Source organism: Exiguobacterium sp. S22-S28 (assembly GCF_043359615.1).
In the GTDB taxonomy this organism is placed as follows: domain Bacteria; phylum Bacillota; class Bacilli; order Exiguobacteriales; family Exiguobacteriaceae; genus Exiguobacterium_A.
In genome coordinates this window covers 99,242-117,432 of sequence record NZ_JBHFFC010000027.1, presented here as the reverse complement: position 1 = coordinate 117,432, position 18,191 = coordinate 99,242, and the positions used below count along the sequence as shown (strand labels likewise).

Below are 18,191 nucleotides of genomic sequence, written 5' to 3'. Positions count from 1 at the left end.
TCAACGGCTGGTGGCGGGAAGATGAGAAACGTCGACAGGTAAAAGCCGCACAACCGATTAAATCATGATATTAAACCGTCGACCGTCGAATCAGATGAATCGGCGGTTTTCTTCTGTTTAGTCTGTAAAGGAAACTTGACACGATGAAACGTTTTTACATATTATTGGAAGAGAGAGGTGACCGCAATGAAAAATAAGGTAAAGGTGTTACGAGAAACGCGTCAGTGGTCGCAAGGAGATTTGGCAAAGGCGTTAGGCGTCTCGAGACAGACCGTCATTTCGATTGAAAAGGAGCGGTACAATCCGTCGCTCGAGCTCGCGTTTTCGATGGCGGCTTTGTTTGATTGTCCGATTGAAGCGATTTTTATTCCCGAATCGAAGAAAAAAGGAGACGATGTAGGATGAAACATATGCCGATGATCAATCGTTTACTCGCCGCAGTTCTAATACTATACGGCAACTATTTGGCAATATTTGATGGACCGAGTCCACTCAGTATAATAATGATATTAGCGGGTTTGAGTCAATTGGCCGCCGATCTAGTTTTTCCGGCTGCTGAACCCCATGACGAACGGCAAGAAGAGATCAAGAGAAAAAGTGGTCACATGTCATACGCTTTGAGTATTGTCTATGTTTTTGTGATGCTGATACTCTTCCAGTGGAACGTCATCGAAGATATCATGACAGCTTTGTTGTCTTTCCTCTTCATTCATGTCATGACGTTCCCGGTCATGATGTTTATCTACAATCGACGCAGCTGACGACAAAAAAAGAACAGGCACGATTGGCCTGTTCTTGACGTGTGATCAGTAATATTCAGACAGTTGTTCCCGTGATTCTTCCGTTAAATAGCCGAGCGACAAAAAGTTTTTGACGAAGCGGATTGGACCGTTGGCAGAATCAGAGTCAATTTTTCCCGGGAACGGTTCAACCTGTTCCAGGACGCCAATGTCCGCGGCCTGGATCTTGACGAAGTCAAAGTCGAGAGCAACCGTATCCGTCTCGTCCCACGCATCACTGGCGGATTGATGAAACGAATGGAATGTCTCTTTCAAGTGGTCGCTTGGTAGATTAAATTCGAACTGTAAGTAAGGTTCAGCTGTATCCTTTACCGATAGTCCGCCGCGGGCGACAATGGCTTTTAGATGCCGACGGTGGGTGAAGTGACGCAAAATCATCGGCAGCGCTCCTTTATGAAAAAGTAGAGTATGAGAAAGGTGAGATTGTAGCATGAAAAAACTGATGTGGATCGTCTGTCTGGTCCTGATCGCAGCTGCGTCCTACGTGTACATCACGCGATACGACCGTGCGTATGAACAGGACGTCATGCGTCAGGTCGTAGAGCATGTCGAACAGACTTATGGAACAAGTGAATCGATCGTCGTCAAATCCTATTATAACGACAAGCATCGGGCCAAGGATAAACGATATGCCGTGGCGGTCCGTGCGGATGTCCTGCCGCTGAAACCAACCGAATACATGACGTATCGTTTACGAGACGATCAAATCATCGAGATGGGTGTAATCGACGAAGAGAGTCTGCCGAAGACGGAGCGGTAACGACGATTGCATCCAGGCATCAAAAATGACTGCTTTGCATCTTGTGAAGCAGGCGGTCAAACGATTCATGATCGTCCATCGTAAAGGCTTTGAAGTACTGCTCATGGATGACTTCGACGACAGGGGCCGACTCTTGAACGATCGTCTCTCCGGACGGTGTCAAGACAAGTCGTTTTTCCCTGTCGATCCGCTTCCGGGTGATGAGGTGTTGCTCAAACAATTTTTTTAAGGTTTGGGAGATTGCACCGCTTGACAGTTCAAGCGTCGCCTCCAGTGATTTTTGAGTGGCACTCTGTTCGCGGTAGAGCGTATCCAGCATGTCGAACTGTGATTTTGATAAGCCCCAGTCCTTTAAGACAGCATTGACTTCTTTCATGTAGCGGTGATGGAGTTTTTGAATCCCCTGCCAATGACGGTAGGATGGAGTGGACAAGTGTGACGTCATCAAATCCCTCTTTTCTGTCACCGTTCGTGAACGGTATAGTGATTGGTGAAGCTTTTCAAAAAATTAAGTAGTGTATACTAATCAAATTACCACATAATCACGCGTTCTCCTACCACTTGATACGAACAAAAAAGCTTCACTCGTTTGTCCTGATGTTCAGGCAACGGAGTGAAGCTTTTTTAGTCTTGGATGGACGGCTCGGATGGTGCCGCAGGACGGCGTCCCCAGACGAGATAAACGACCGGTCCGAGATAGTTGACGAGAAAAATCAGGATGCCCCACAACCATTTTGGTCCGCGGGTGCGCGGACGTTTCCATAAGTCGACATAAGAGACGACTAGTAACAGGAATTCAAGGATATAGACGACAGCTTTGACGTATGGCTTGTCTTTTAGACGCAATGGATTTACCTCCCAGTAGCTGGTTAACTGACGAACAAACGATCATGGTAGTTTTTTAAAATCAATCGATCCTGATCAATCGTAAACCCGTACCTTGTAAAACACTCGGCCGAGACGCGACCGCCGTAAGAGATGGCAGTGAAATCCCCGCTGACCCGGTAATGGGTGTACTTCTGTTCGATATCTTGGATTAACGCCTCTAATAACAGACCCCGTTCACCGAGTCCTTCTTCCCGGACATGGATGTCGAGCAGGGAAAACTCGGCCAGTTCGACGGAACCGAACAGGCGTGTCGACAGGTGTTGGATCGTCATGTGCGAACGTTTCGACAAGACGGTTTTTTTCGCCTGACGGTTTTCGAGTAAGGTGACGTAATAGCCGAACAGCGGTGCTTGAATGTTTCGTGTCACTTGAACGACTTGCTGTTGATTGTTGTAGGCAAGTCCGACGATTTGTTCATTTGGATGATGCGGTATGTCAATCATGCGCTTGGTGCAGACCGTTTGCCAGTCCTGCTTGGGAATCCATTTTAATTCAAGCACCCGAGGGGATTTGAAGAATTTCACGTGGGGAAAAGCCTCCTTTAACATAATCAGTGCTTTAAATATACACTTTTTGGTAATTGGAGGAAAGGTCAGAAACGTTACTGTTTTGTGACAATCGTGCAAAAAAGGGACGAATAAGGGAAGAGACGGAAGCCGGAGGAAAATTACATCGCGAGGCGGAGGGAGGAAACGAAACAAAAGACGTATAGTGAAAGCAGTAAACAAAAGGAGTCGTACATAATGAAAAAGAAAACCATCTTCTTCGGGAGTGTGTTGGTACTTGGACTGACAGTAGCGTGGTGGTCACGCGGAGGAGCCGAACCGGTCTTTAAGAAATCGTATCCGGTCCAAGCGACCAGTGAACACTATGAAGGAACAGTAGTATGGCCGAAAACAAGCAATCAACAACAACAGGCAGGCGAAGCGAGCGGTGTCGCTGTTGGACCAAACGGCGACATCTATTACCTGCACCGGGCAAACGGGACGTACGGCAGTAAGGCGATGATCAAAGAGGCAACAATCGTCGTGCTCGACGGCGAGACGAGGACCGTCAAGCGGACGATCGGTCAGAATTTGTTTCAGTCCCCGCACGGGTTGGAAGTCGATGACGCCAACAACATCTGGGTGACGGACATCAGCTTGAATCAAGTGTTTAAGCTGAATCCAGAAGGCGACGTTCAAGCGGTTTATGGAAAAGCATATCCGTTCGGAACGGAAGCCGGTCTTCGGATTCGCAACAAGTTGCCGAACTTCCCGGTCCGATTGAACGCGTATCTGTTTGCCCGTCCGACCGATGTGACGGTGTTGCCGGACGGTTCGTTTGCAGTCGCGGACGGGTACCGCAATCACCGGATTGCGAAATTCGACCGGACCGGCAAGTTCGAGTGGGAAGTCAATCAATTGGGTTCGGCAGACGGTCAACTCAATTTGCCGCATGGCATCAGTAGTGACGACGCGTCGAATTTGTATGTTGCCGACCGCAACAACGCCAGGATTCAAGTATTTGACCGATTCGGTCGTCATCAGCAGACATGGGATCAACCGGAACTCGGTCGACCGTATGGGGTCGAGGTCGGGCCGGACGGAAAGGTGTATGTCGCTGACGGCGGTGACTATTTGAATAAACGGACAACGGACGCCCGCAGTCAAATTGTAGTGCTCGATCAACAAGGTACGATTCTGGAGCGATTCGGCAACTTTGGTACGAAGCCCGGTCAGCTGCGGATTGCCCATGATCTGGCTATCGCAGACGACGGAACGATTTTTGTCGCGGAATTAATGAATAAGCGGCTGCAACAGTTTAGAATTCCGAAAAACTTGAAATGATTAATTTGGAATCATTGATGCTGATTTAGACGTTGAACTACCTCCACCTACGCTTTGCTCAGAGGTGGAGGATTCCTGAGTTATCCGACCTACCGGTCGAAAATTTATCAGGCTAACCCCGTCGTCCCGACGGTTGAAGAAGCTAAGATGCGTTCAGCTTCTTGTTTGAGATTCAGTCCTGCGTTCACATCCCGGTCGTGGTGAATCCCGCAACTCGGGCATGTCCATTCACGCAAGCCAAGATGTTTCACGTCTTTGTGTTGATGTCCGCAACCGGAGCACAGTTGACTGGAAGCAAAGGTCTTGCCGACTTTTACGACGGTCTTCCCGTACCAGTCCGCCTTGTACTCCAACATGCGGAAGAACTCGGACCAGCTGACGTCCGAGATGGACTTGCTCAACTTGCGATTCCTCTGCATGTTCTTCACCTGCAAGGTCTCAATGCCGATGATGTCGTGATTTTTGACGATCTCGGTCGATACCTTGTGCAGGAAGTCGGTTCGCTTGTTGGCGATCTTCTCGTGGATACGGGCGACCTTCCGCTTCTGCTTCTGATAGTTTCTCGCCTCAAAAAGCGTGATTTTCTTGTTCAGGGCCATGCGTTGACGGCGGGAGAGCTTACGCTGTTCGCGCGCCAGTTTCTTCTCAAGCGTTCGGAAGTAACGGTCGTTTTTGTATGCCGTGCCGTCCGACAGGATGGCGAAGTTCTTGAGTCCGACGTCGACGCCGACGGATGAACCGGTCTTCGGCCGTTCGTTGATCTCCTGCTCGACGAGCAAGGAGACGAAATATTTGCCTGAAGCGTTACGTCGGATCGTGGCGTTCAAGATACGGCCTGTGATCTGTTTCGAATGGGCGAAACGAACCCATTTCAGCTTCGGAAGTTTGAGCTTGTTGCATCCAATCGAGACTTCAGGAAGCTGGTTTTTGCCTTGGATGTTGGTCTTGTACGACTGGACGGGATGGCGCTTGGACTTGAAACGAGGACGTTCGTTCTGCTTCTTGAAGAAGCGGTCAAACGCATCAGCAAGATGTTTGACGCTGATCTGAACAGATGTACTATCCACTTCCTTCAACCAGTCGAACTCCTGCTTCAACAAAGGAATTTCTTTGGAACAAGAACCGTAGGACAGTCCTTTTCCAGTGGTCTTGTACGTTTCATCCCACTTCGCCAAGAAGTGGTTGAAGACGAAACGCGAACACCCGATCGTCTTCGCGATCAGGATTTCCTGCTCTTTTGTCGGATAGATTCTGAATTTGTAGGCCTTGTGTTTCAACACCATTTTTCACCTCCTTCAAAGGGAATATACCCGAAAGGCAGGCTGGCGATTCATCTCCCACTTTCACTAGGGCTTCGCCCTTAACGTTTAGAAGTGGGCGTATTCTCGCCTGATTTTGATCAAAAACTACTGGATAAGCAGCCTCTAGATAAATCATCTAAACGAAAAATTAATATTGACATTAAGAAAAAAATAAGATAAATTTCAGATATGAATTTAAATGTTTAAACGTTTAAACGGAGGTTTCATGAGAAAAAATCTAACAGATTCAAAAGCATTGGATCATGCAGTTGAATATTTCCAAGAGTCGATTCCGATTTTTCAAGTCTTGTCAGATATCAACCGCCAACATATCATTATCGAATTGGCAAGGCATGACCGTTTAAATGTCAGTCAGTTGGACGAAAAGATTTCCTTATCACGACCGGCGATTTCTCATCACTTAAAGGTCTTGCGCGCAGCAGGAATCGTCTCATCTGAAAAAAGCGGTACGGAAAATTTTTATTTTTTGACATTACGGGAAGCAGTCGATTTGTTAAATGCTTTAACTCAATCAATCGAAGAAGGATGTATCCTTCGATAAACGGAACTCTTTTCTCTCAGTCGAGAAAAGAGTTCATCTTCGGCTTAAATGTTTAAATGTTTAAATGTTTAAACGTAAGAACATTAAAAGGAGCAGGATTATAATTATGAGCAGTTTACCTGAAAGTAAAATGAACACAATCATTGACGATCAAGTCTATTTCCAAAAAAGAACGTTTTTTGATGCGGATCGGACGAAATCGATTGATTTTCGGATGAAGCAATTAAATCATTTAGAGAACATGATACGAAACAATGAAACAGAGATTTTGACTGCCTTATCAAAAGATTTGGGGAAACCAGCTTTTGAAGCCTACACTTCTGAAATCGGAGTATTGTACAAGGAAATACAAGAAGCGAAAAAGCACCTCCGTCTATGGATGAAGCCAACAAAAGTCAAGACACCTTTGATCTTACATCCTTCAAGCAGTTACATGCTTAAAGAGCCGTTAGGCGTCGTTCTGATTATCGGTCCATGGAACTATCCGTTTCAACTCCTGTTGGCACCAGTCATCGGTGCTATCGCAGCAGGGAACTGTATCGTCCTAAAACCTTCTGATCAAACCCCTCATATCTCACAGTTGATTTATGAGCTGATCCATCAAACGTTTGCATCAGACTTTATTAGCGTCGTGCTTGGAGATGGTGCAAACGTTGGTGATCAATTACTCGAGCGATTCCGGTTTGATCATGTATTTTTCACTGGGAGTCCGGGTGTTGGACGCCATATCGCAATGAAAGCAGCGGCACAACTAGTGCCCGTGACATTAGAGTTAGGTGGGAAATCTCCTGTCATTGTCGAAAAAAGTGCTAACTTGGATGTCGCTGCGAAACGAATCGTATGGTCAAAGTTTTTTAATGCGGGTCAAACGTGTGTCTGCCCCGATTATCTACTTATTCAAGAAGAAGTGAAAAATGAATTCATTACTTTATTAAAAAAGCACATCCGTTCATTTTTCGGCGAAGATGCAATGAAAAGTAAAAGTTATGGGCGGATTATCAATGATCGACGAATGGATACATTAAGAGGTCTTATGAGTCAAGGAACGATTATACACGGTGGACGAATCGAGGAGACGCATCACTATATCGAACCCACCTTGATTGACGACGTCACATTAGAAGATGACATCATGAAAGAAGAAATCTTTGGTCCTTTACTCCCAATCATGACGTATCGTACTCAGGAAGAAGCAGTAGCCATCATCAGAAAAAATCGATATCCTCTAGCGTTGTATTTGTATACAGAATCATCATCGGTCGAGTCCTTCTTCATGGAAAAGGTCGAATTTGGAGGAGGGTGCATCAACAATGGGATGGTTCATCTCATGAATGCGCAACTTCCATTTGGAGGAGTAGGGGGAAGCGGTATTGGGGCATACCACGGGAAACATAGTTTTGATAGGTTTTCGCATACTAAAAGTATCGTAAAAACGTCGACGCGACTTGATCCGTCCTTACGGTATGCACCGTATACGGAAAAGAAATTGAGAATCGCTAAACATTATTTTTCTAAATAATAAATCCACTATCTATTTTTTAAAAAGGAGAATGAACATGAAACATCAAAAAACAATTGTTATTACAGGTGCCTCAAGTGGGATTGGTCGAGCAACCGTTGAACGTTTTAGTCGGGAAGGATGGAATGTCGCTGCAACAATGAGAACACCCGAAAAGTCACTTGAATTACAAGACCTTCCTGGTGTTCGTTTGTATCCTCTTGACGTGACAAATGAAAAAAGTATTCAACAAGCACTTGCATCGATTGTGCAGGATTTTCAACAAATAGACGTTGTCGTAAACAACGCGGGATATGGAGCTGTCGGTATTTTTGAAGAGGCGAGTCAAGAACAAATCCAACGTCAATTCGATACGAATGTTTTCGGGGTTATGAATGTAGTAAGGCATATACTCCCCTATTTCCGTAAACAACGCAGTGGAATGATATTGACTGTCAGCTCAGTTGGTGGGCAAGTCACTTTCCCGATCTATAGTCTATATCACAGTTCGAAATGGGCCATTGAAGGATTTATTGAGTCTTTACATTACGAGCTTGCTCCATTCAATATTCAATTAAAAATCATTGAACCAGGACCAATTAAAACAGATTTTTATGGACGTTCGCAAGAATTGATTCGAAATGATGCTATTACAGATTATGCTCACTATACGGAAACAGCTCTCCGGAACTCGAATGCAGCTGGTTCGAAAGCGGAAGGCCCAGATGTTGTGGCTATGGCGATTTGGAAAGCTGCTACAGATAAAAAACGTAAAATGAGATATCCAGCCGGCGGAAATGCTTCAAATTTGATTCAATTGAAACGCTTTTTACCAAACGCGATGTTTTTTGCGATTGTCAGACGTGTAATCGAAAAAAAATAATGAAATGACTGCTTAATATTGTAAAAGGTAGGGAAACAGTGACATCCTTAAAGCGTTTATTCTAATTCTTTTTTCTTCTTACAGCGTAAAATTCGTATTTGAAAAAATCAGGCTCCTGAAAACGTTAAGTCATCGAAGGTGATATTCCAGCTCCTGTTTTTGACGGAAGTGATGCCGGGTATGCATTTCGATCAACTGATACCATTCACGGGCGTTCAGCCAACCGAACCCACCGTGTTCCGTTTTCGAGGTTGGATCAATCTGATCAAGTCGTGCCGACCAGTCTTCCATTCGTTCGACCAGTTGAACGAGACGGTGTCTTAACTGATCGGCACTGTCGGTATTGTTCGGTGGTGCATTCATCTCGTCCGGGAGCCTGATTTTGACGGGCGGAAAAGCAGCTTGTCGAAACAACTCTTCGCCATAGGGCGTTTTTCCGGCAGCTGAGCGAGTGGTGCATGAAGCACATGCTTCGACCTCATCCAGATATTCGTGAGCGACCAGCAAGATGTGGTCATACATTTGACCAAGCGACCAGACACCCGGACGTGAGATGTAGTGCAATTCGTCTTCCGAATACCGATCGAGTTCTTGGTGCAGGTGAAGCAGACAGTCGATTCCTGTCATGGGAAGTCCTCCTTCGGCTGAAAATCAGCAGGTTTCTTGACTATATCCTGACCGGCAACGGTCTAAACGAACCAAACAACAGGGACCACAAGGAGAAATCCTCGTGGCCCCTGTTGTTGTAGAGTTAAGAGACTTTGGATTCTTCTTCGACCGTCAGCGTGTACAACGTCCGTTTCGTACGCTTCAAGACAATCGGTAACGTGATCAGTCCGATCAACAGGAAGCCAAGCGAAAAGACGATGTAGGTCGAACGGATCGAGAAGACTTCGGCGAGCATCCCGATCGATAACGTCAGTCCGATGACAAAAACCGACTCGGCGACGTTGAGGACGCCGGAGAAGCGACCCATGATTGAAACCGGGACATTGTTTTGATAAAACGACAAGAAACCGGTGTTGGCAAACGATAAGGCAAACGTCAGCAGGAAAAAGCCGACCGCTGCCACGAAGAAGCTGTCCGCCGTCGCAAACAGCAGGTAACCGATCGGTGTCGTGACAGCACCGAAGCCGATCAAGAAACGCAGGCTGAGCCACTTCGTACACGTCGCGTTGATGACGGAGCCGGCGATGATCCCGACGCCGGCGATACTGACGAGGAAGCCGTATGTACTTTCAGAAAACGCCAGCACCCGTGTCGCGAATGAGGCTTCGAGAGAATCGAGACCGGACATGAAAATCGTCATCACACAAAACAGACCGTAGACGAGTGTGATGTACCGGTGCTTGTGCGTAAACCGCAACGTCTCTTTCCAGTCGTCGGCAATCATCCGCAAGCTGAGGCGTTCCGTCTCGGCAAACGTCGTTCGTTTCTCCAAATCCGGCAGGGAAAACAGGATCAGGGCGGACAAAGCCAACGCACCGGCATTCATATAGATGGCAAATGCCGGTGAGCCGACAAGGAACAGGAGACCGGCAATCGTCGGTCCGAGAATGAAGCCGCAGGATTGAATGAAGTTTTTTAAGGCGTTAAACCGTTGCCGGTTGTTGTTCGAAACGAGTTTCGTCATGTAAATCAGGGAAGCGGATTCGAACAAGGAACTGCCCATATTGATCAAAAAGACGAGGGTATAGAGGACAAACAACGAATCGATAAACGGAAGAATCGCAATCAGGACAGCTCGAGACACGTCAAGAAGCACCATCATGTTTCGTTTGTCGACCCGGTCAATCAGGCTTCCCGACCAAAAGCTCGTCAACAGGGCAGCGATCGGGACAAGCATGTAAAGGACGGAGACGGCAAATGCTGAATTCGTCCGGTCGAGCACAATCAAGTTCAGTGCGATGAAGTAGACCCAGGCGCCAAGATTCGAAATCCCGACACTCGTCAATAATAAAGCAGGGTGTTTCCATGTTTTGAAATCCATCCAGCATCGCCCCCAAAGTCAATCTGTTTTCGACAATTGTTTTTTGAATATATAGAAATTTATTACAATTGATATTACGGGACGGTGGACGGCATTGCAAGAAGAAAATGGAAAAAGCCATCCGATAGATGGCAAGAGATGAAATCATTAAGCGATGAAATAATCGAGTGTTGCAAATAAGCTCGTCAAAATAAAACAGAGCAGCAGCAAGGAAAATAATACAATCAAATCAAGATGACGGCGGAGTCCATTCACAAAAAGAAAGAACAGCGTCCAGTAAGCGACAAACAAGGTGAGAATGACAGCGAGGACAAGTGCGGAAATCGGGAATAAATCTGCGACTTCAGTCCGAAACGATGGGCTCGTAATCGCATAAAAAGTGAACACAAACGTCGGAATTGCACCGAGGTAAAGGAGCCATTTTGGAAATTTCATCTAAACATTACTCCTTTCCAAACAAGTAAGATAACTTAATTATAAAAGGATATACTTGTAAATGAAACGTACAAATTTGTAAGGGAGAGTCCGGTTTACCGGTACATCGTACTGTACATAATTGCAGAAGAAGATGTTCCATTGATTAAACGATGTTTGAAAGATCCGGAAGTACTGAGGCTGACGGGACGTAAAACAGATTTTGATCGGCCGACTCTCGACAGAGGAACGTTGGTGTTCATCTTCAGTTTAAAAGACAGCCTGTCACACTCCTGAAAAATCGGAGTGACAGTGCTGCCTTTTCGTTTAGCCTTGTTTTCGGTTTGATTTTGTTTCTTCTTCTTCGTCATCTTCCCAGTTAAAGGTTAAATCAACCCGTCTGCCGACGAAAGAGCGTAAGAAAAGAAGAAAAGTCGTAATCGGAAGCATCAACCACCAAGAATTCGTAAAGAAAAGAGAATCAAACGAATCAATGAAGACGATCGTATGTGTGACGTAAATCCACATAAAAAAAGAACTGACAAATAAAATCGTTTCCGAAGTCGTAATGAACTCGCGTTTTGGTTTAAACATGAGGACCCTCCAATTATAGACTAAGAACGTATGGTTTCAGTCGCTGATTGTGTAGCTGCGATGTGCTGTTCATCCTGTTGATTCAATAAAATCGTCCGGTTGCGGCCTTGTTGTTTCGCAGTGTATAAAGCGTCATCTGCCAGTGTGTTCATCCGCTGGATCGGTATACGTTTTCCATGGGAAATGCCGATCGAGGTCGTGATTTCAATGGCCGGGAAACCGTCGAGTTGAAAACGTTCCGTCGCAATCCGTTCGCGGATCCGGTTGGCGACTTTGACGACTTTTTGCGGAGAAAGATCGTAAACGAGAATCATAAACTCCTCACCGCCGATCCGTGCGGTAATATCATGCGGACGGGTTTCTTGTTTTAAAATGTTCGCAAACTGTTGCAAGACAAGATCGCCGTTTCCATGACCGTATGTATCATTGACATGTTTAAAGTGATCGATATCGAGCGCAAGGACATTGTAAATTCGTCCTTCTTGTTCCAGTCCGGCGGTCCGGGCATCCCAAACCCGGCGATTGTACAATCCAGTCAAATGATCGAGTTCAGCTGATTTTTTGTACAGTTCGACTTGCCGGTTCAGCGTCTGAAAATCAAGGGTCAGCAAGCTGGAAAGAATACCGACGGCAAGCCCGATTGTCCATGTCGACAGTAGCAAGCGAAGTGCTGCATCACTGAAGCCTAAGTTGATCAATACCGCTATAGTGACCATCGATAAGGCCCAGACGTTCAAAGCAACGTTTTGACGGAACGGTCGGTTCAAGAACGTACGGTGAATAAAAATCATACCGGCGCTGATTGCCAAAATCGCGACAAAGGCGACGAAGGCTTGCGGCGTGACGCCAAATAAAAAGCGAGAACTGGCAATGATCAATGTCGCGATGATCAGCGGAAAGCGGATCCCGTAAAACGCAAGCAGAACAAGAGGCAGGTGCCGTAAATCCATACGTAACGATTCATTGACTTGAATCCCCTTAAACATCAAAAGCACGCCGAGCAGTCCCGTTAAAAGTCCGATGATGATGGACTTGGCCGGATAAGAGGAAAAACGGGTAGAATGAATGACTTTCGAGATGATATAAAATCCTGTGAACGCGATACAGGCATTGATCAACAGCTCGACAATGAACATGATTTTCCACATCCTTGACCTTGATACTTTTACGATACCATTCTGACAAAAGTTGTCAATCAGAAAGGAAGGCAGACTATCAGTTATGACAAAACTAGAAAAAGAGAGGGAGATAGCTTTTGTCTGGGACGGATTCTTCTCTACTGGAATTATATCGCGAATAGATTCAAGGAAATAGTCTACTTTTCTCTTCCATCCTGCTATACACTACAAACAAGAATGTTGGAAGGGGAGTGGGGAACAATGACTGGACAAACGAAAGTTCTTGATGGGGGACCGTTTTTGCACGGAACAAAAGCCATTTTGCATGTCGGGGATCAGCTACAGATCAATCACGCATCCAACTATCAGGAGAAACGATCGAATTATATCTACTTCACGGCGACGCTGGAAGCTGCAAAATGGGGAGCCGAGCTCGCAAAAGGTGACGGGAAAGAGCGGATTTATCTCGTAGAGCCGCTCGGAACGTTCGAAAACGATCCGAACTTGACCGACCAACGATTTCCCGGTAATCCGACGCGATCCTATCGGTCGAAGGAACCACTCGTCGTCATGGCGGAACTCGGCGTATGGCAGCGACACTCGGACGACATGATTCAGCAAATGAAAAACTCCCTCGCCAAGTTGACGGCAGAAGGAAAGAATGTCATTTTGGATTGATTGATACACAAAAAGGCGTGATGAAATTTGTCAGTCTTCGTTTGGATACTATGATTTGCAGGAAGGGTACACCGGCTACAAGACAAGAGTTTCCGTTTGACGCATGATCGTCGAGCAGAGTCATTGCCGTGAGACAGCTGTTGGTCTATTTAAATCAATTGTTTTTCGTTCGACATTCCACCGCCAGCCGTCGAATTTCAGCTGCCATCGCCGGATTGACCGACTGGATTTGTTCAAGCCAGTCGAGCAGCGCAAGTGCCGATTCCGGTACGCGGGCATATCCTTGCAGCACGTCAGCAAACCGTTCCTGCGCATGCGGGAACCGTTGCTCGGCCCGGCGTTCATTGCCGTACTGATCCGGATAATAGTCGACTTCCGGCTCGAGCAGATGCAAAACGGACAGGAGTTGGGAAAAAGCATGCTGTTCGACAAGCTGGAGACCGGATAATCGTTCACCGCGGGCGTACCGACATAAGCCGACATACAGATTTGTCAACGCCTCATTTAATGCAAACTCAAGCGTATCCCGCCGAATCGAGGGTGGTGTTTGTTTAGAAACGGTTAAATCTGTTCCGGGAACGTCGGGTCTTGCCAGACGATCCGACCGGGAGAAAAGGCGATCTTAGGCATCTCATCGAGTTCGAAAATCGCGCATTCGCCGTAAATTCCATCAGCGAATAACAACTTGAAGCCGTCGACCGTGTTTTGGAAAATGAAGCTGAGCGGATGGGCGGATTCGAGCCAATCCAGTTGGTCGAGGAACCGTTGTTTCCGTCCCGGTTTCGTAATGACGAAAAAATCGAGGTCGGAATAGTCATCAAGCCGCTCCAACTCTTGACCGACCGAGCCGAGTCCAAGCAATAACCAGGCCTCCTGTGTGTGTGCGAGCTGGTGACCGATCTGGTCGAGACGTGCGAGTAGAGTATGTTGTCGTTGTGACATCGAAAAGCTCCTTTTTAAATGAATGATGAGTGTGAGAGCGTTCTACTTTCCAGTCTAACCGGCTTGAGATTTCCGTCAAGGAAAGTTATCATCAAGTCATACGCACGATATCCTAAATGATGGAAGGGGATATGTCATGGATCTACTGATTGTCCTCCTCATCGGCTCCTTTCTCTTGAGTGGTCTGATGCTCTTGACGATCATCAAGGCCGTTTTTTCGGCCTATCGAAAACAAACGATTTCGATGTCAAAGGCAATCGTCATCACGCTTGGCATGGCGGCGTTCAGCATTGTTCTCGCAGGCGTTCTCCCGTATGTGTATCTTCAATTCATGTGAAAAACAGGCACGGCTTTTCGGAACAGTTGATTCCGAAGACCATGCCTGTTTTTTTTCGAACAAATGGGCGGGGCGTCCTGTTATTGGTTAATAGAAAGGAGGAATTTCCTCCTGAACCTAAAGGAGGACAACCGCATGCAACCTTACTTACGTGTCGAACATCACCTGTTACGCGACGGAGCCGCTTTTTCATCCGTCCATGAAAAAATGATTTTCCTGCTTCTTCAAAGTTATGCCGGACGGGATGGACTGGCGTTCCCGTCGCATCAGACGCTTGCGGACGGCGTTCCGTGCAGCAAGACGACCGTCAAAAATTGTCTTCAGACACTCATCGAAAAGGGACGGATCGAAAAGGTCGAACGGTTTGACCGGCATGGCGGTCAAACGTCAAACGGATACCGCATTTCACCGACGTCCCCGGACATTTCCAGACAGGACCCGGGTCAAGAGACGGCAGCCGGGGAGACGCCTGTCGCCTCCAAAGAAAAAGGGGTTAAGAAACAGTCTTTAAAAAAAGAACCACCACCACTTTACAACGGACTTGCCGAAATCATTGCCCATTTTGAGACAGAAATCGGTCGTGTCACTCCGTCGATTCATCGGCAGCTGGAGACATTGTTAAAAGAAACCAGTCCAGCTGTGCTGCATCATGCGATTGAACAGGCAACAGCGGCGAACGTCCGCAACTTCAACTATGTCAAAATCATCATCGACAGCTTAAAGGAGCGGAATTTGTTGACACAGGAGCAGATTGATCACCATGAAGCCCGACGCCGGACAACGAAAGTGAACCAATCGTCTCGTCGTAAGAAACGCAGTCGATTACCCGACTGGGTCGAGCGTGAACGCCGGCAACAGCAACAGGCAGAGGCGGAGCAAAAACAACGGTTTGAAGAAACCGTTCCCGATCAAGGAGAACTCGATTTACTATTGGCAGAACTTATTTGATCAAGGAGGACTTTATGACACCATCACTTCAGTGGTTACTCGAACAGGCCGACCGGAAACTAACGAGTAAGATGGATCCGGACGTCGTTGCCATTACCCGCGCCGTCATTACGGAACTGGCGGCAGAAGGATTGCCGATCGGCATTGCCCAGGCATTTCGAACAAAACAGGAACAAGATGACTTGTATGCGATCGGGCGGACGCGTCCGGGGAAAATCGTCACGTATGCAAAAGGCGGGACATCAAATCATAACTTTGGTGTTGCCGTCGATTTATTTGTCTATGCGGACGGTGGCAAACGAGCCGAATTTTTGGCACCGCCTGATCCGCGGATGAAACGGATCGTCACCGCGATGAAATGCTATCAGATGCAGTGGGGCGGTGATTGGGGCAGTTTTCCAGACTATCCGCATTTTCAGCTCTATGATGCCGTCAACGGACAAACAAAACCGTTACTCGGCCCCCGTTATCCCGGCCGACCGTTGTACGCAGGGGCAACACGAATGGACCGGACACTGATCCGACTGATTCAAAAACGACTCCGGCAACCGCTGACCGGTCAATTCGATCAGAAGTTGACGCAAATCATCGAACAGTTTCAACGCCGGCACCGGTTAGCGGCAGATGGCATCATCGGTCCTGTCACGTGGCGTCATCTGTTTGGGACACGCTGATGAAGAGCCGGTATGCGGCTGTTTTCCGTCTTCTTGTTCCGTTGTACAGTGGGTTGAACTTGACCTTGCTTGCCTGCGGATATGATCCGTTACCGTTTGAGACAACAGAAGTCGAGACGGCTGTGCTCGCTGTTCTCAGTATCGCGAGCACAGTGTATGCCTGGTGGAAAAATAACAACTTGACTCATCCGGCAGAACAAGCACAAGACTACTTGAATCAACTGAAGAAATCCAATATACGGGAAAAATAGTAAAAATACGTTTGAATGTGTTGCTTCAACTGGTAATTTGTTTGAAATGTGCAGACATCGGGCAATATTTCGAATAGAGCGCTAATGGTTTGATCCTGAGATACCGATAATAAGGTAGCGTCCCGTATCGCCTTTTAGACAACAAAGGAGGCGACGGAAAAGAAAGAGGTCAGACTGAACGTGAAACTAACGACGTTGCAATATTATCTGCTCCTGGCACTTTTTTCATTGATGTTTACAAGCTTTTGGAGTTATAACGCATTTTTGAAAATCGAACAAGAAAATGACCGGATCATGACGGAAGCGATTCCGATTTCAAATGCCGCCTCGCAACTGTTTCCTTTGTTGCTTGACCAAGAGTTGACTGTCCGCAGTTATCTGTTGGACCAAAATGATCAAACCTTCCAGCAATTCAAAAACACAAATGCCGAACTCAAAGAAACGATTGCCACACTTAAAATGATGGATGAACGTCATCCTATTTTGAAACAATTATTAAAGGAAGAAGCTATGCCGTTGATTGTACAGACGGACGGTTTTTATGAACAGCAGATTCGCTGGATTCGGGATAATCAGATTGAACAGGCTGCTTTGAAACGATACAGCGGTATGGAGTACATCAATCAATTCCGGCCGATCAATGCTAAAATCAATCGAGATATCGACAAAATCATCCGTGAAGCGACGAAACGTTCCGAACAAGCATCTTCGTCCGCCAAGTGGGTCATCGCCGTCGTTGTCAGTGTCGCCGTCCTGCTTTTATTCGCGTTCCTGCAGACGTTCCGGCTCGAACGGAGCAAACAGGTGTTGATCCATCGTTCATTACATGATGCGCTTACGGGTATTCCGAACCGCCGGGCGTTTGACGAACATTTGGAAACGTCATTTGCTTTTGCCAAGGAAGCCCGGACAGATGTCGCCCTCATTCTAATTGATGTCGACGAATTTAAACGGTATAACGATACGTATGGTCACCTAAAGGGAGATTGGTGCCTGCAGAAAGTAGCGGGAACGCTGAAAAAATATGCGGATGATTTTGGTCAAGTATCCCGCTATGGGGGCGAAGAATTTGCCGTCATCTTGACGGAGCAGGCGGATGAAGTCTTTCACGTCGCTGAACGTATCCGCAGTGAAATTCTTCAGCTGAACATCGAACATATGGCCTATCAACCGTTGTGTCGTGTCAGCGTCAGCATTGGTCTCGCGGTCGTCCGTCCCCATGACCGGATGCAGGAGGGAGACTTGATTGTTCTCGCCGATCAGGCGTTGTACCGGGCAAAGTCAAGCGGTCGAAATCGGATTTCGAGTCACGAAGCCAGTTAATCGATAGACAAAAAAACTCTGAACGGCTTTTGCCGGAATCAGAGTTTTTTTGCGTCTCTACGGTCGTTTAATTATTGCAGAAGCACACAATAGGAATGCTCAGAAATCAATGGGGCTGAAATGATGAACACTGTTTTGACCGGTGAACCGTCGACTTTCGCATCCAATTGATGCAGTTGAGACCGGATCTTTCGACTCAACACATACCGGGTTTCCGTACTCAATTCGTCCATTTCAGCATCTTGTACGTGCAATAAGAGTTGAAACGGCTCGAGCGAGAAAATAGAAAAGTCGCAGTCGATTCGAGGGTGTTGAAACTGTTCATTCAAACCGTTCGTGATGAAATAGGCTTCTTGTGCTGAGATCATCTCATTTCGCCTCGCTCTCTTTCTCAAAAAAAT

The 18,191-nt window shown here is 46.8% G+C and carries 26 protein-coding genes; 13 read left to right on the top strand and 13 right to left on the bottom strand.

The window, feature by feature from the left end:
* Positions 1 to 186 precede the first annotated feature (186 nt).
* Together ACHA8N_RS10655 and ACHA8N_RS10650 are read left to right on the top strand one after the other, a co-directional pair.
* On the top strand, positions 187 to 405 hold the full coding sequence (locus ACHA8N_RS10655) for a helix-turn-helix transcriptional regulator (RefSeq protein WP_393965681.1): 219 nt from the start codon (positions 187 to 189) through the stop codon (positions 403 to 405).
* Positions 402 to 761, top strand: coding sequence for a hypothetical protein (locus ACHA8N_RS10650; protein WP_393965680.1), 360 nt, complete (start codon positions 402 to 404; stop codon positions 759 to 761). Before ACHA8N_RS10655 ends, ACHA8N_RS10650 begins: the two co-directional genes overlap by 4 nt.
* A gap of 45 nt (positions 762 to 806) precedes the next feature.
* On the opposite strand, the gene ACHA8N_RS10645 is transcribed toward ACHA8N_RS10650, so the two are convergent.
* Positions 807 to 1,178, bottom strand: coding sequence for a hypothetical protein (locus ACHA8N_RS10645; protein ID WP_393965679.1), 372 nt, complete (start codon positions 1,176 to 1,178; stop codon positions 807 to 809).
* Positions 1,179 to 1,230: 52 nt separating this feature from the next.
* Between ACHA8N_RS10645 and ACHA8N_RS10640 the strand changes: the two genes are divergently transcribed.
* Positions 1,231 to 1,560, top strand: a complete 330-nt coding sequence (locus ACHA8N_RS10640) for a hypothetical protein (RefSeq protein ID WP_393965678.1) — start codon at positions 1,231 to 1,233, stop codon at positions 1,558 to 1,560.
* Between the two features lie 19 nt (positions 1,561 to 1,579).
* Here the strand turns inward: ACHA8N_RS10640 and ACHA8N_RS10635 are convergent, their stop codons facing one another.
* The 3 genes from ACHA8N_RS10635 to ACHA8N_RS10625 form a co-directional block, all read right to left on the bottom strand.
* Positions 1,580 to 2,005 (bottom strand): MarR family winged helix-turn-helix transcriptional regulator, encoded by a 426-nt coding sequence (locus ACHA8N_RS10635; RefSeq protein ID WP_026833149.1) that lies wholly within the window; start codon positions 2,003 to 2,005, stop codon positions 1,580 to 1,582.
* A gap of 179 nt (positions 2,006 to 2,184) precedes the next feature.
* Complete coding sequence (locus ACHA8N_RS10630) at positions 2,185 to 2,406, bottom strand: PLD nuclease N-terminal domain-containing protein (RefSeq protein WP_393965677.1); 222 nt, start codon at positions 2,404 to 2,406, stop codon at positions 2,185 to 2,187.
* Positions 2,407 to 2,429: 23 nt separating this feature from the next.
* Complete coding sequence (locus ACHA8N_RS10625; RefSeq protein ID WP_147511208.1) at positions 2,430 to 2,972, bottom strand: hypothetical protein; 543 nt, start codon at positions 2,970 to 2,972, stop codon at positions 2,430 to 2,432.
* A 219-nt stretch (positions 2,973 to 3,191) separates the two neighbouring features.
* On the opposite strand from ACHA8N_RS10625, the gene ACHA8N_RS10620 reads away from it, so the two are divergent.
* A complete protein-coding gene (locus ACHA8N_RS10620; protein ID WP_393965676.1) occupies positions 3,192 to 4,277 on the top strand; it encodes a peptidyl-alpha-hydroxyglycine alpha-amidating lyase family protein in 1,086 nt (361 codons plus the stop codon).
* A 107-nt stretch (positions 4,278 to 4,384) separates the two neighbouring features.
* On the opposite strand, the gene tnpB is transcribed toward ACHA8N_RS10620, so the two are convergent.
* Positions 4,385 to 5,557, bottom strand: a complete 1,173-nt coding sequence (tnpB, locus tag ACHA8N_RS10615) for an IS200/IS605 family element RNA-guided endonuclease TnpB (protein WP_393965747.1) — start codon at positions 5,555 to 5,557, stop codon at positions 4,385 to 4,387.
* Between the two features lie 247 nt (positions 5,558 to 5,804).
* Between tnpB and ACHA8N_RS10610 the strand changes: the two genes are divergently transcribed.
* The 3 genes from ACHA8N_RS10610 to ACHA8N_RS10600 all read left to right on the top strand — a co-directional run bounded on the left by ACHA8N_RS10610 (position 5,805) and on the right by ACHA8N_RS10600 (position 8,521).
* Positions 5,805 to 6,140, top strand: coding sequence for an ArsR/SmtB family transcription factor (locus ACHA8N_RS10610; RefSeq protein WP_393965675.1), 336 nt, complete (start codon positions 5,805 to 5,807; stop codon positions 6,138 to 6,140).
* 106 nt (positions 6,141 to 6,246) lie between these two features.
* The gene (locus tag ACHA8N_RS10605; RefSeq protein WP_393965674.1) at positions 6,247 to 7,659 is read left to right on the top strand and encodes an aldehyde dehydrogenase family protein; all 1,413 of its coding nucleotides are present in this window, start codon (positions 6,247 to 6,249) and stop codon (positions 7,657 to 7,659) included.
* A gap of 37 nt (positions 7,660 to 7,696) precedes the next feature.
* Entirely contained in the window at positions 7,697 to 8,521 is an 825-nt protein-coding gene (locus ACHA8N_RS10600; protein WP_393965673.1) for an SDR family oxidoreductase, read from the top strand.
* A gap of 129 nt (positions 8,522 to 8,650) precedes the next feature.
* Here the strand turns inward: ACHA8N_RS10600 and ACHA8N_RS10595 are convergent, their stop codons facing one another.
* The 5 genes from ACHA8N_RS10595 to ACHA8N_RS10575 all read right to left on the bottom strand — a co-directional run bounded on the left by ACHA8N_RS10595 (position 8,651) and on the right by ACHA8N_RS10575 (position 12,655).
* Positions 8,651 to 9,148 carry a DinB family protein gene (locus ACHA8N_RS10595; RefSeq protein WP_393965672.1) on the bottom strand — a complete coding sequence of 166 codons (498 nt, stop codon included), beginning with the start codon at positions 9,146 to 9,148 and terminating at the stop codon, positions 8,651 to 8,653.
* A 124-nt stretch (positions 9,149 to 9,272) separates the two neighbouring features.
* A complete protein-coding gene (locus ACHA8N_RS10590; RefSeq protein WP_393965671.1) occupies positions 9,273 to 10,511 on the bottom strand; it encodes an MFS transporter in 1,239 nt (412 codons plus the stop codon).
* Between the two features lie 147 nt (positions 10,512 to 10,658).
* Positions 10,659 to 10,946, bottom strand: coding sequence for a hypothetical protein (locus ACHA8N_RS10585; RefSeq protein ID WP_393965670.1), 288 nt, complete (start codon positions 10,944 to 10,946; stop codon positions 10,659 to 10,661).
* A 306-nt stretch (positions 10,947 to 11,252) separates the two neighbouring features.
* Positions 11,253 to 11,519: a hypothetical protein gene (locus ACHA8N_RS10580; RefSeq protein ID WP_147511213.1), complete on the bottom strand. Its 267-nt coding sequence runs from the start codon at positions 11,517 to 11,519 to the stop codon at positions 11,253 to 11,255.
* Positions 11,520 to 11,539: 20 nt separating this feature from the next.
* Positions 11,540 to 12,655, bottom strand: a complete 1,116-nt coding sequence (locus ACHA8N_RS10575) for a GGDEF domain-containing protein (protein ID WP_393965669.1) — start codon at positions 12,653 to 12,655, stop codon at positions 11,540 to 11,542.
* 243 nt (positions 12,656 to 12,898) lie between these two features.
* Between ACHA8N_RS10575 and arr the strand changes: the two genes are divergently transcribed.
* Complete coding sequence (arr, locus tag ACHA8N_RS10570) at positions 12,899 to 13,315, top strand: NAD(+)--rifampin ADP-ribosyltransferase (RefSeq protein WP_147511215.1); 417 nt, start codon at positions 12,899 to 12,901, stop codon at positions 13,313 to 13,315.
* Positions 13,316 to 13,469: 154 nt separating this feature from the next.
* On the opposite strand, the gene ACHA8N_RS10565 is transcribed toward arr, so the two are convergent.
* On the bottom strand, positions 13,470 to 13,811 hold the full coding sequence (locus tag ACHA8N_RS10565; protein WP_393965668.1) for a hypothetical protein: 342 nt from the start codon (positions 13,809 to 13,811) through the stop codon (positions 13,470 to 13,472).
* Positions 13,812 to 13,876: 65 nt separating this feature from the next.
* The gene (locus tag ACHA8N_RS10560; protein WP_393965667.1) at positions 13,877 to 14,257 is read right to left on the bottom strand and encodes a hypothetical protein; all 381 of its coding nucleotides are present in this window, start codon (positions 14,255 to 14,257) and stop codon (positions 13,877 to 13,879) included.
* Positions 14,258 to 14,393: 136 nt separating this feature from the next.
* On the opposite strand from ACHA8N_RS10560, the gene ACHA8N_RS10555 reads away from it, so the two are divergent.
* From ACHA8N_RS10555 to ACHA8N_RS10535, 5 genes are all read left to right on the top strand, one after another.
* On the top strand, positions 14,394 to 14,594 hold the full coding sequence (locus tag ACHA8N_RS10555) for a hypothetical protein (RefSeq protein ID WP_147511217.1): 201 nt from the start codon (positions 14,394 to 14,396) through the stop codon (positions 14,592 to 14,594).
* A 135-nt stretch (positions 14,595 to 14,729) separates the two neighbouring features.
* Positions 14,730 to 15,542, top strand: coding sequence for a DnaD domain protein (locus ACHA8N_RS10550; RefSeq protein ID WP_393965666.1), 813 nt, complete (start codon positions 14,730 to 14,732; stop codon positions 15,540 to 15,542).
* A 14-nt stretch (positions 15,543 to 15,556) separates the two neighbouring features.
* Positions 15,557 to 16,216, top strand: a complete 660-nt coding sequence (locus ACHA8N_RS10545; protein WP_393965665.1) for a M15 family metallopeptidase — start codon at positions 15,557 to 15,559, stop codon at positions 16,214 to 16,216.
* Complete coding sequence (locus ACHA8N_RS10540) at positions 16,216 to 16,467, top strand: phage holin (protein ID WP_393965664.1); 252 nt, start codon at positions 16,216 to 16,218, stop codon at positions 16,465 to 16,467. Before ACHA8N_RS10545 ends, ACHA8N_RS10540 begins: the two co-directional genes overlap by 1 nt.
* A gap of 180 nt (positions 16,468 to 16,647) precedes the next feature.
* On the top strand, positions 16,648 to 17,790 hold the full coding sequence (locus tag ACHA8N_RS10535) for a GGDEF domain-containing protein (RefSeq protein ID WP_393965663.1): 1,143 nt from the start codon (positions 16,648 to 16,650) through the stop codon (positions 17,788 to 17,790).
* Positions 17,791 to 17,861: 71 nt separating this feature from the next.
* Here ACHA8N_RS10535 and ACHA8N_RS10530 read toward each other — a convergent pair whose 3' ends face one another.
* A complete protein-coding gene (locus ACHA8N_RS10530; RefSeq protein WP_147511221.1) occupies positions 17,862 to 18,158 on the bottom strand; it encodes a hypothetical protein in 297 nt (98 codons plus the stop codon).
* Positions 18,159 to 18,191: the final 33 nt, after the last annotated feature.

Bases quoted from the DNA above. Each gene is read 5' to 3' on its own strand.
- ACHA8N_RS10655 (WP_393965681.1), top strand. From the start codon at position 187: ATGAAAAATAAGGTAAAGGTGTTACGAGAAACGCGTCAGTGGTCGCAA.
- ACHA8N_RS10650 (WP_393965680.1), top strand. From the start codon at position 402: ATGAAACATATGCCGATGATCAATCGTTTACTCGCCGCAGTTCTAATA.
- ACHA8N_RS10645 (WP_393965679.1), bottom strand. From the start codon at position 1,178: ATGATTTTGCGTCACTTCACCCACCGTCGGCATCTAAAAGCCATTGTC.
- ACHA8N_RS10640 (WP_393965678.1), top strand. From the start codon at position 1,231: ATGAAAAAACTGATGTGGATCGTCTGTCTGGTCCTGATCGCAGCTGCG.
- ACHA8N_RS10635 (WP_026833149.1), bottom strand. From the start codon at position 2,005: ATGACGTCACACTTGTCCACTCCATCCTACCGTCATTGGCAGGGGATT.
- ACHA8N_RS10620 (WP_393965676.1), top strand. From the start codon at position 3,192: ATGAAAAAGAAAACCATCTTCTTCGGGAGTGTGTTGGTACTTGGACTG.
- ACHA8N_RS10610 (WP_393965675.1), top strand. From the start codon at position 5,805: ATGAGAAAAAATCTAACAGATTCAAAAGCATTGGATCATGCAGTTGAA.
- ACHA8N_RS10605 (WP_393965674.1), top strand. From the start codon at position 6,247: ATGAGCAGTTTACCTGAAAGTAAAATGAACACAATCATTGACGATCAA.
- ACHA8N_RS10600 (WP_393965673.1), top strand. From the start codon at position 7,697: ATGAAACATCAAAAAACAATTGTTATTACAGGTGCCTCAAGTGGGATT.
- ACHA8N_RS10595 (WP_393965672.1), bottom strand. From the start codon at position 9,148: ATGACAGGAATCGACTGTCTGCTTCACCTGCACCAAGAACTCGATCGG.
- ACHA8N_RS10590 (WP_393965671.1), bottom strand. From the start codon at position 10,511: ATGGATTTCAAAACATGGAAACACCCTGCTTTATTATTGACGAGTGTC.
- ACHA8N_RS10585 (WP_393965670.1), bottom strand. From the start codon at position 10,946: ATGAAATTTCCAAAATGGCTCCTTTACCTCGGTGCAATTCCGACGTTT.
- ACHA8N_RS10580 (WP_147511213.1), bottom strand. From the start codon at position 11,519: ATGTTTAAACCAAAACGCGAGTTCATTACGACTTCGGAAACGATTTTA.
- ACHA8N_RS10575 (WP_393965669.1), bottom strand. From the start codon at position 12,655: ATGTTCATTGTCGAGCTGTTGATCAATGCCTGTATCGCGTTCACAGGA.
- arr (WP_147511215.1), top strand. From the start codon at position 12,899: ATGACTGGACAAACGAAAGTTCTTGATGGGGGACCGTTTTTGCACGGA.
- ACHA8N_RS10560 (WP_393965667.1), bottom strand. From the start codon at position 14,257: ATGTCACAACGACAACATACTCTACTCGCACGTCTCGACCAGATCGGT.
- ACHA8N_RS10555 (WP_147511217.1), top strand. From the start codon at position 14,394: ATGGATCTACTGATTGTCCTCCTCATCGGCTCCTTTCTCTTGAGTGGT.
- ACHA8N_RS10550 (WP_393965666.1), top strand. From the start codon at position 14,730: ATGCAACCTTACTTACGTGTCGAACATCACCTGTTACGCGACGGAGCC.
- ACHA8N_RS10545 (WP_393965665.1), top strand. From the start codon at position 15,557: ATGACACCATCACTTCAGTGGTTACTCGAACAGGCCGACCGGAAACTA.
- ACHA8N_RS10540 (WP_393965664.1), top strand. From the start codon at position 16,216: ATGAAGAGCCGGTATGCGGCTGTTTTCCGTCTTCTTGTTCCGTTGTAC.
- ACHA8N_RS10530 (WP_147511221.1), bottom strand. From the start codon at position 18,158: ATGATCTCAGCACAAGAAGCCTATTTCATCACGAACGGTTTGAATGAA.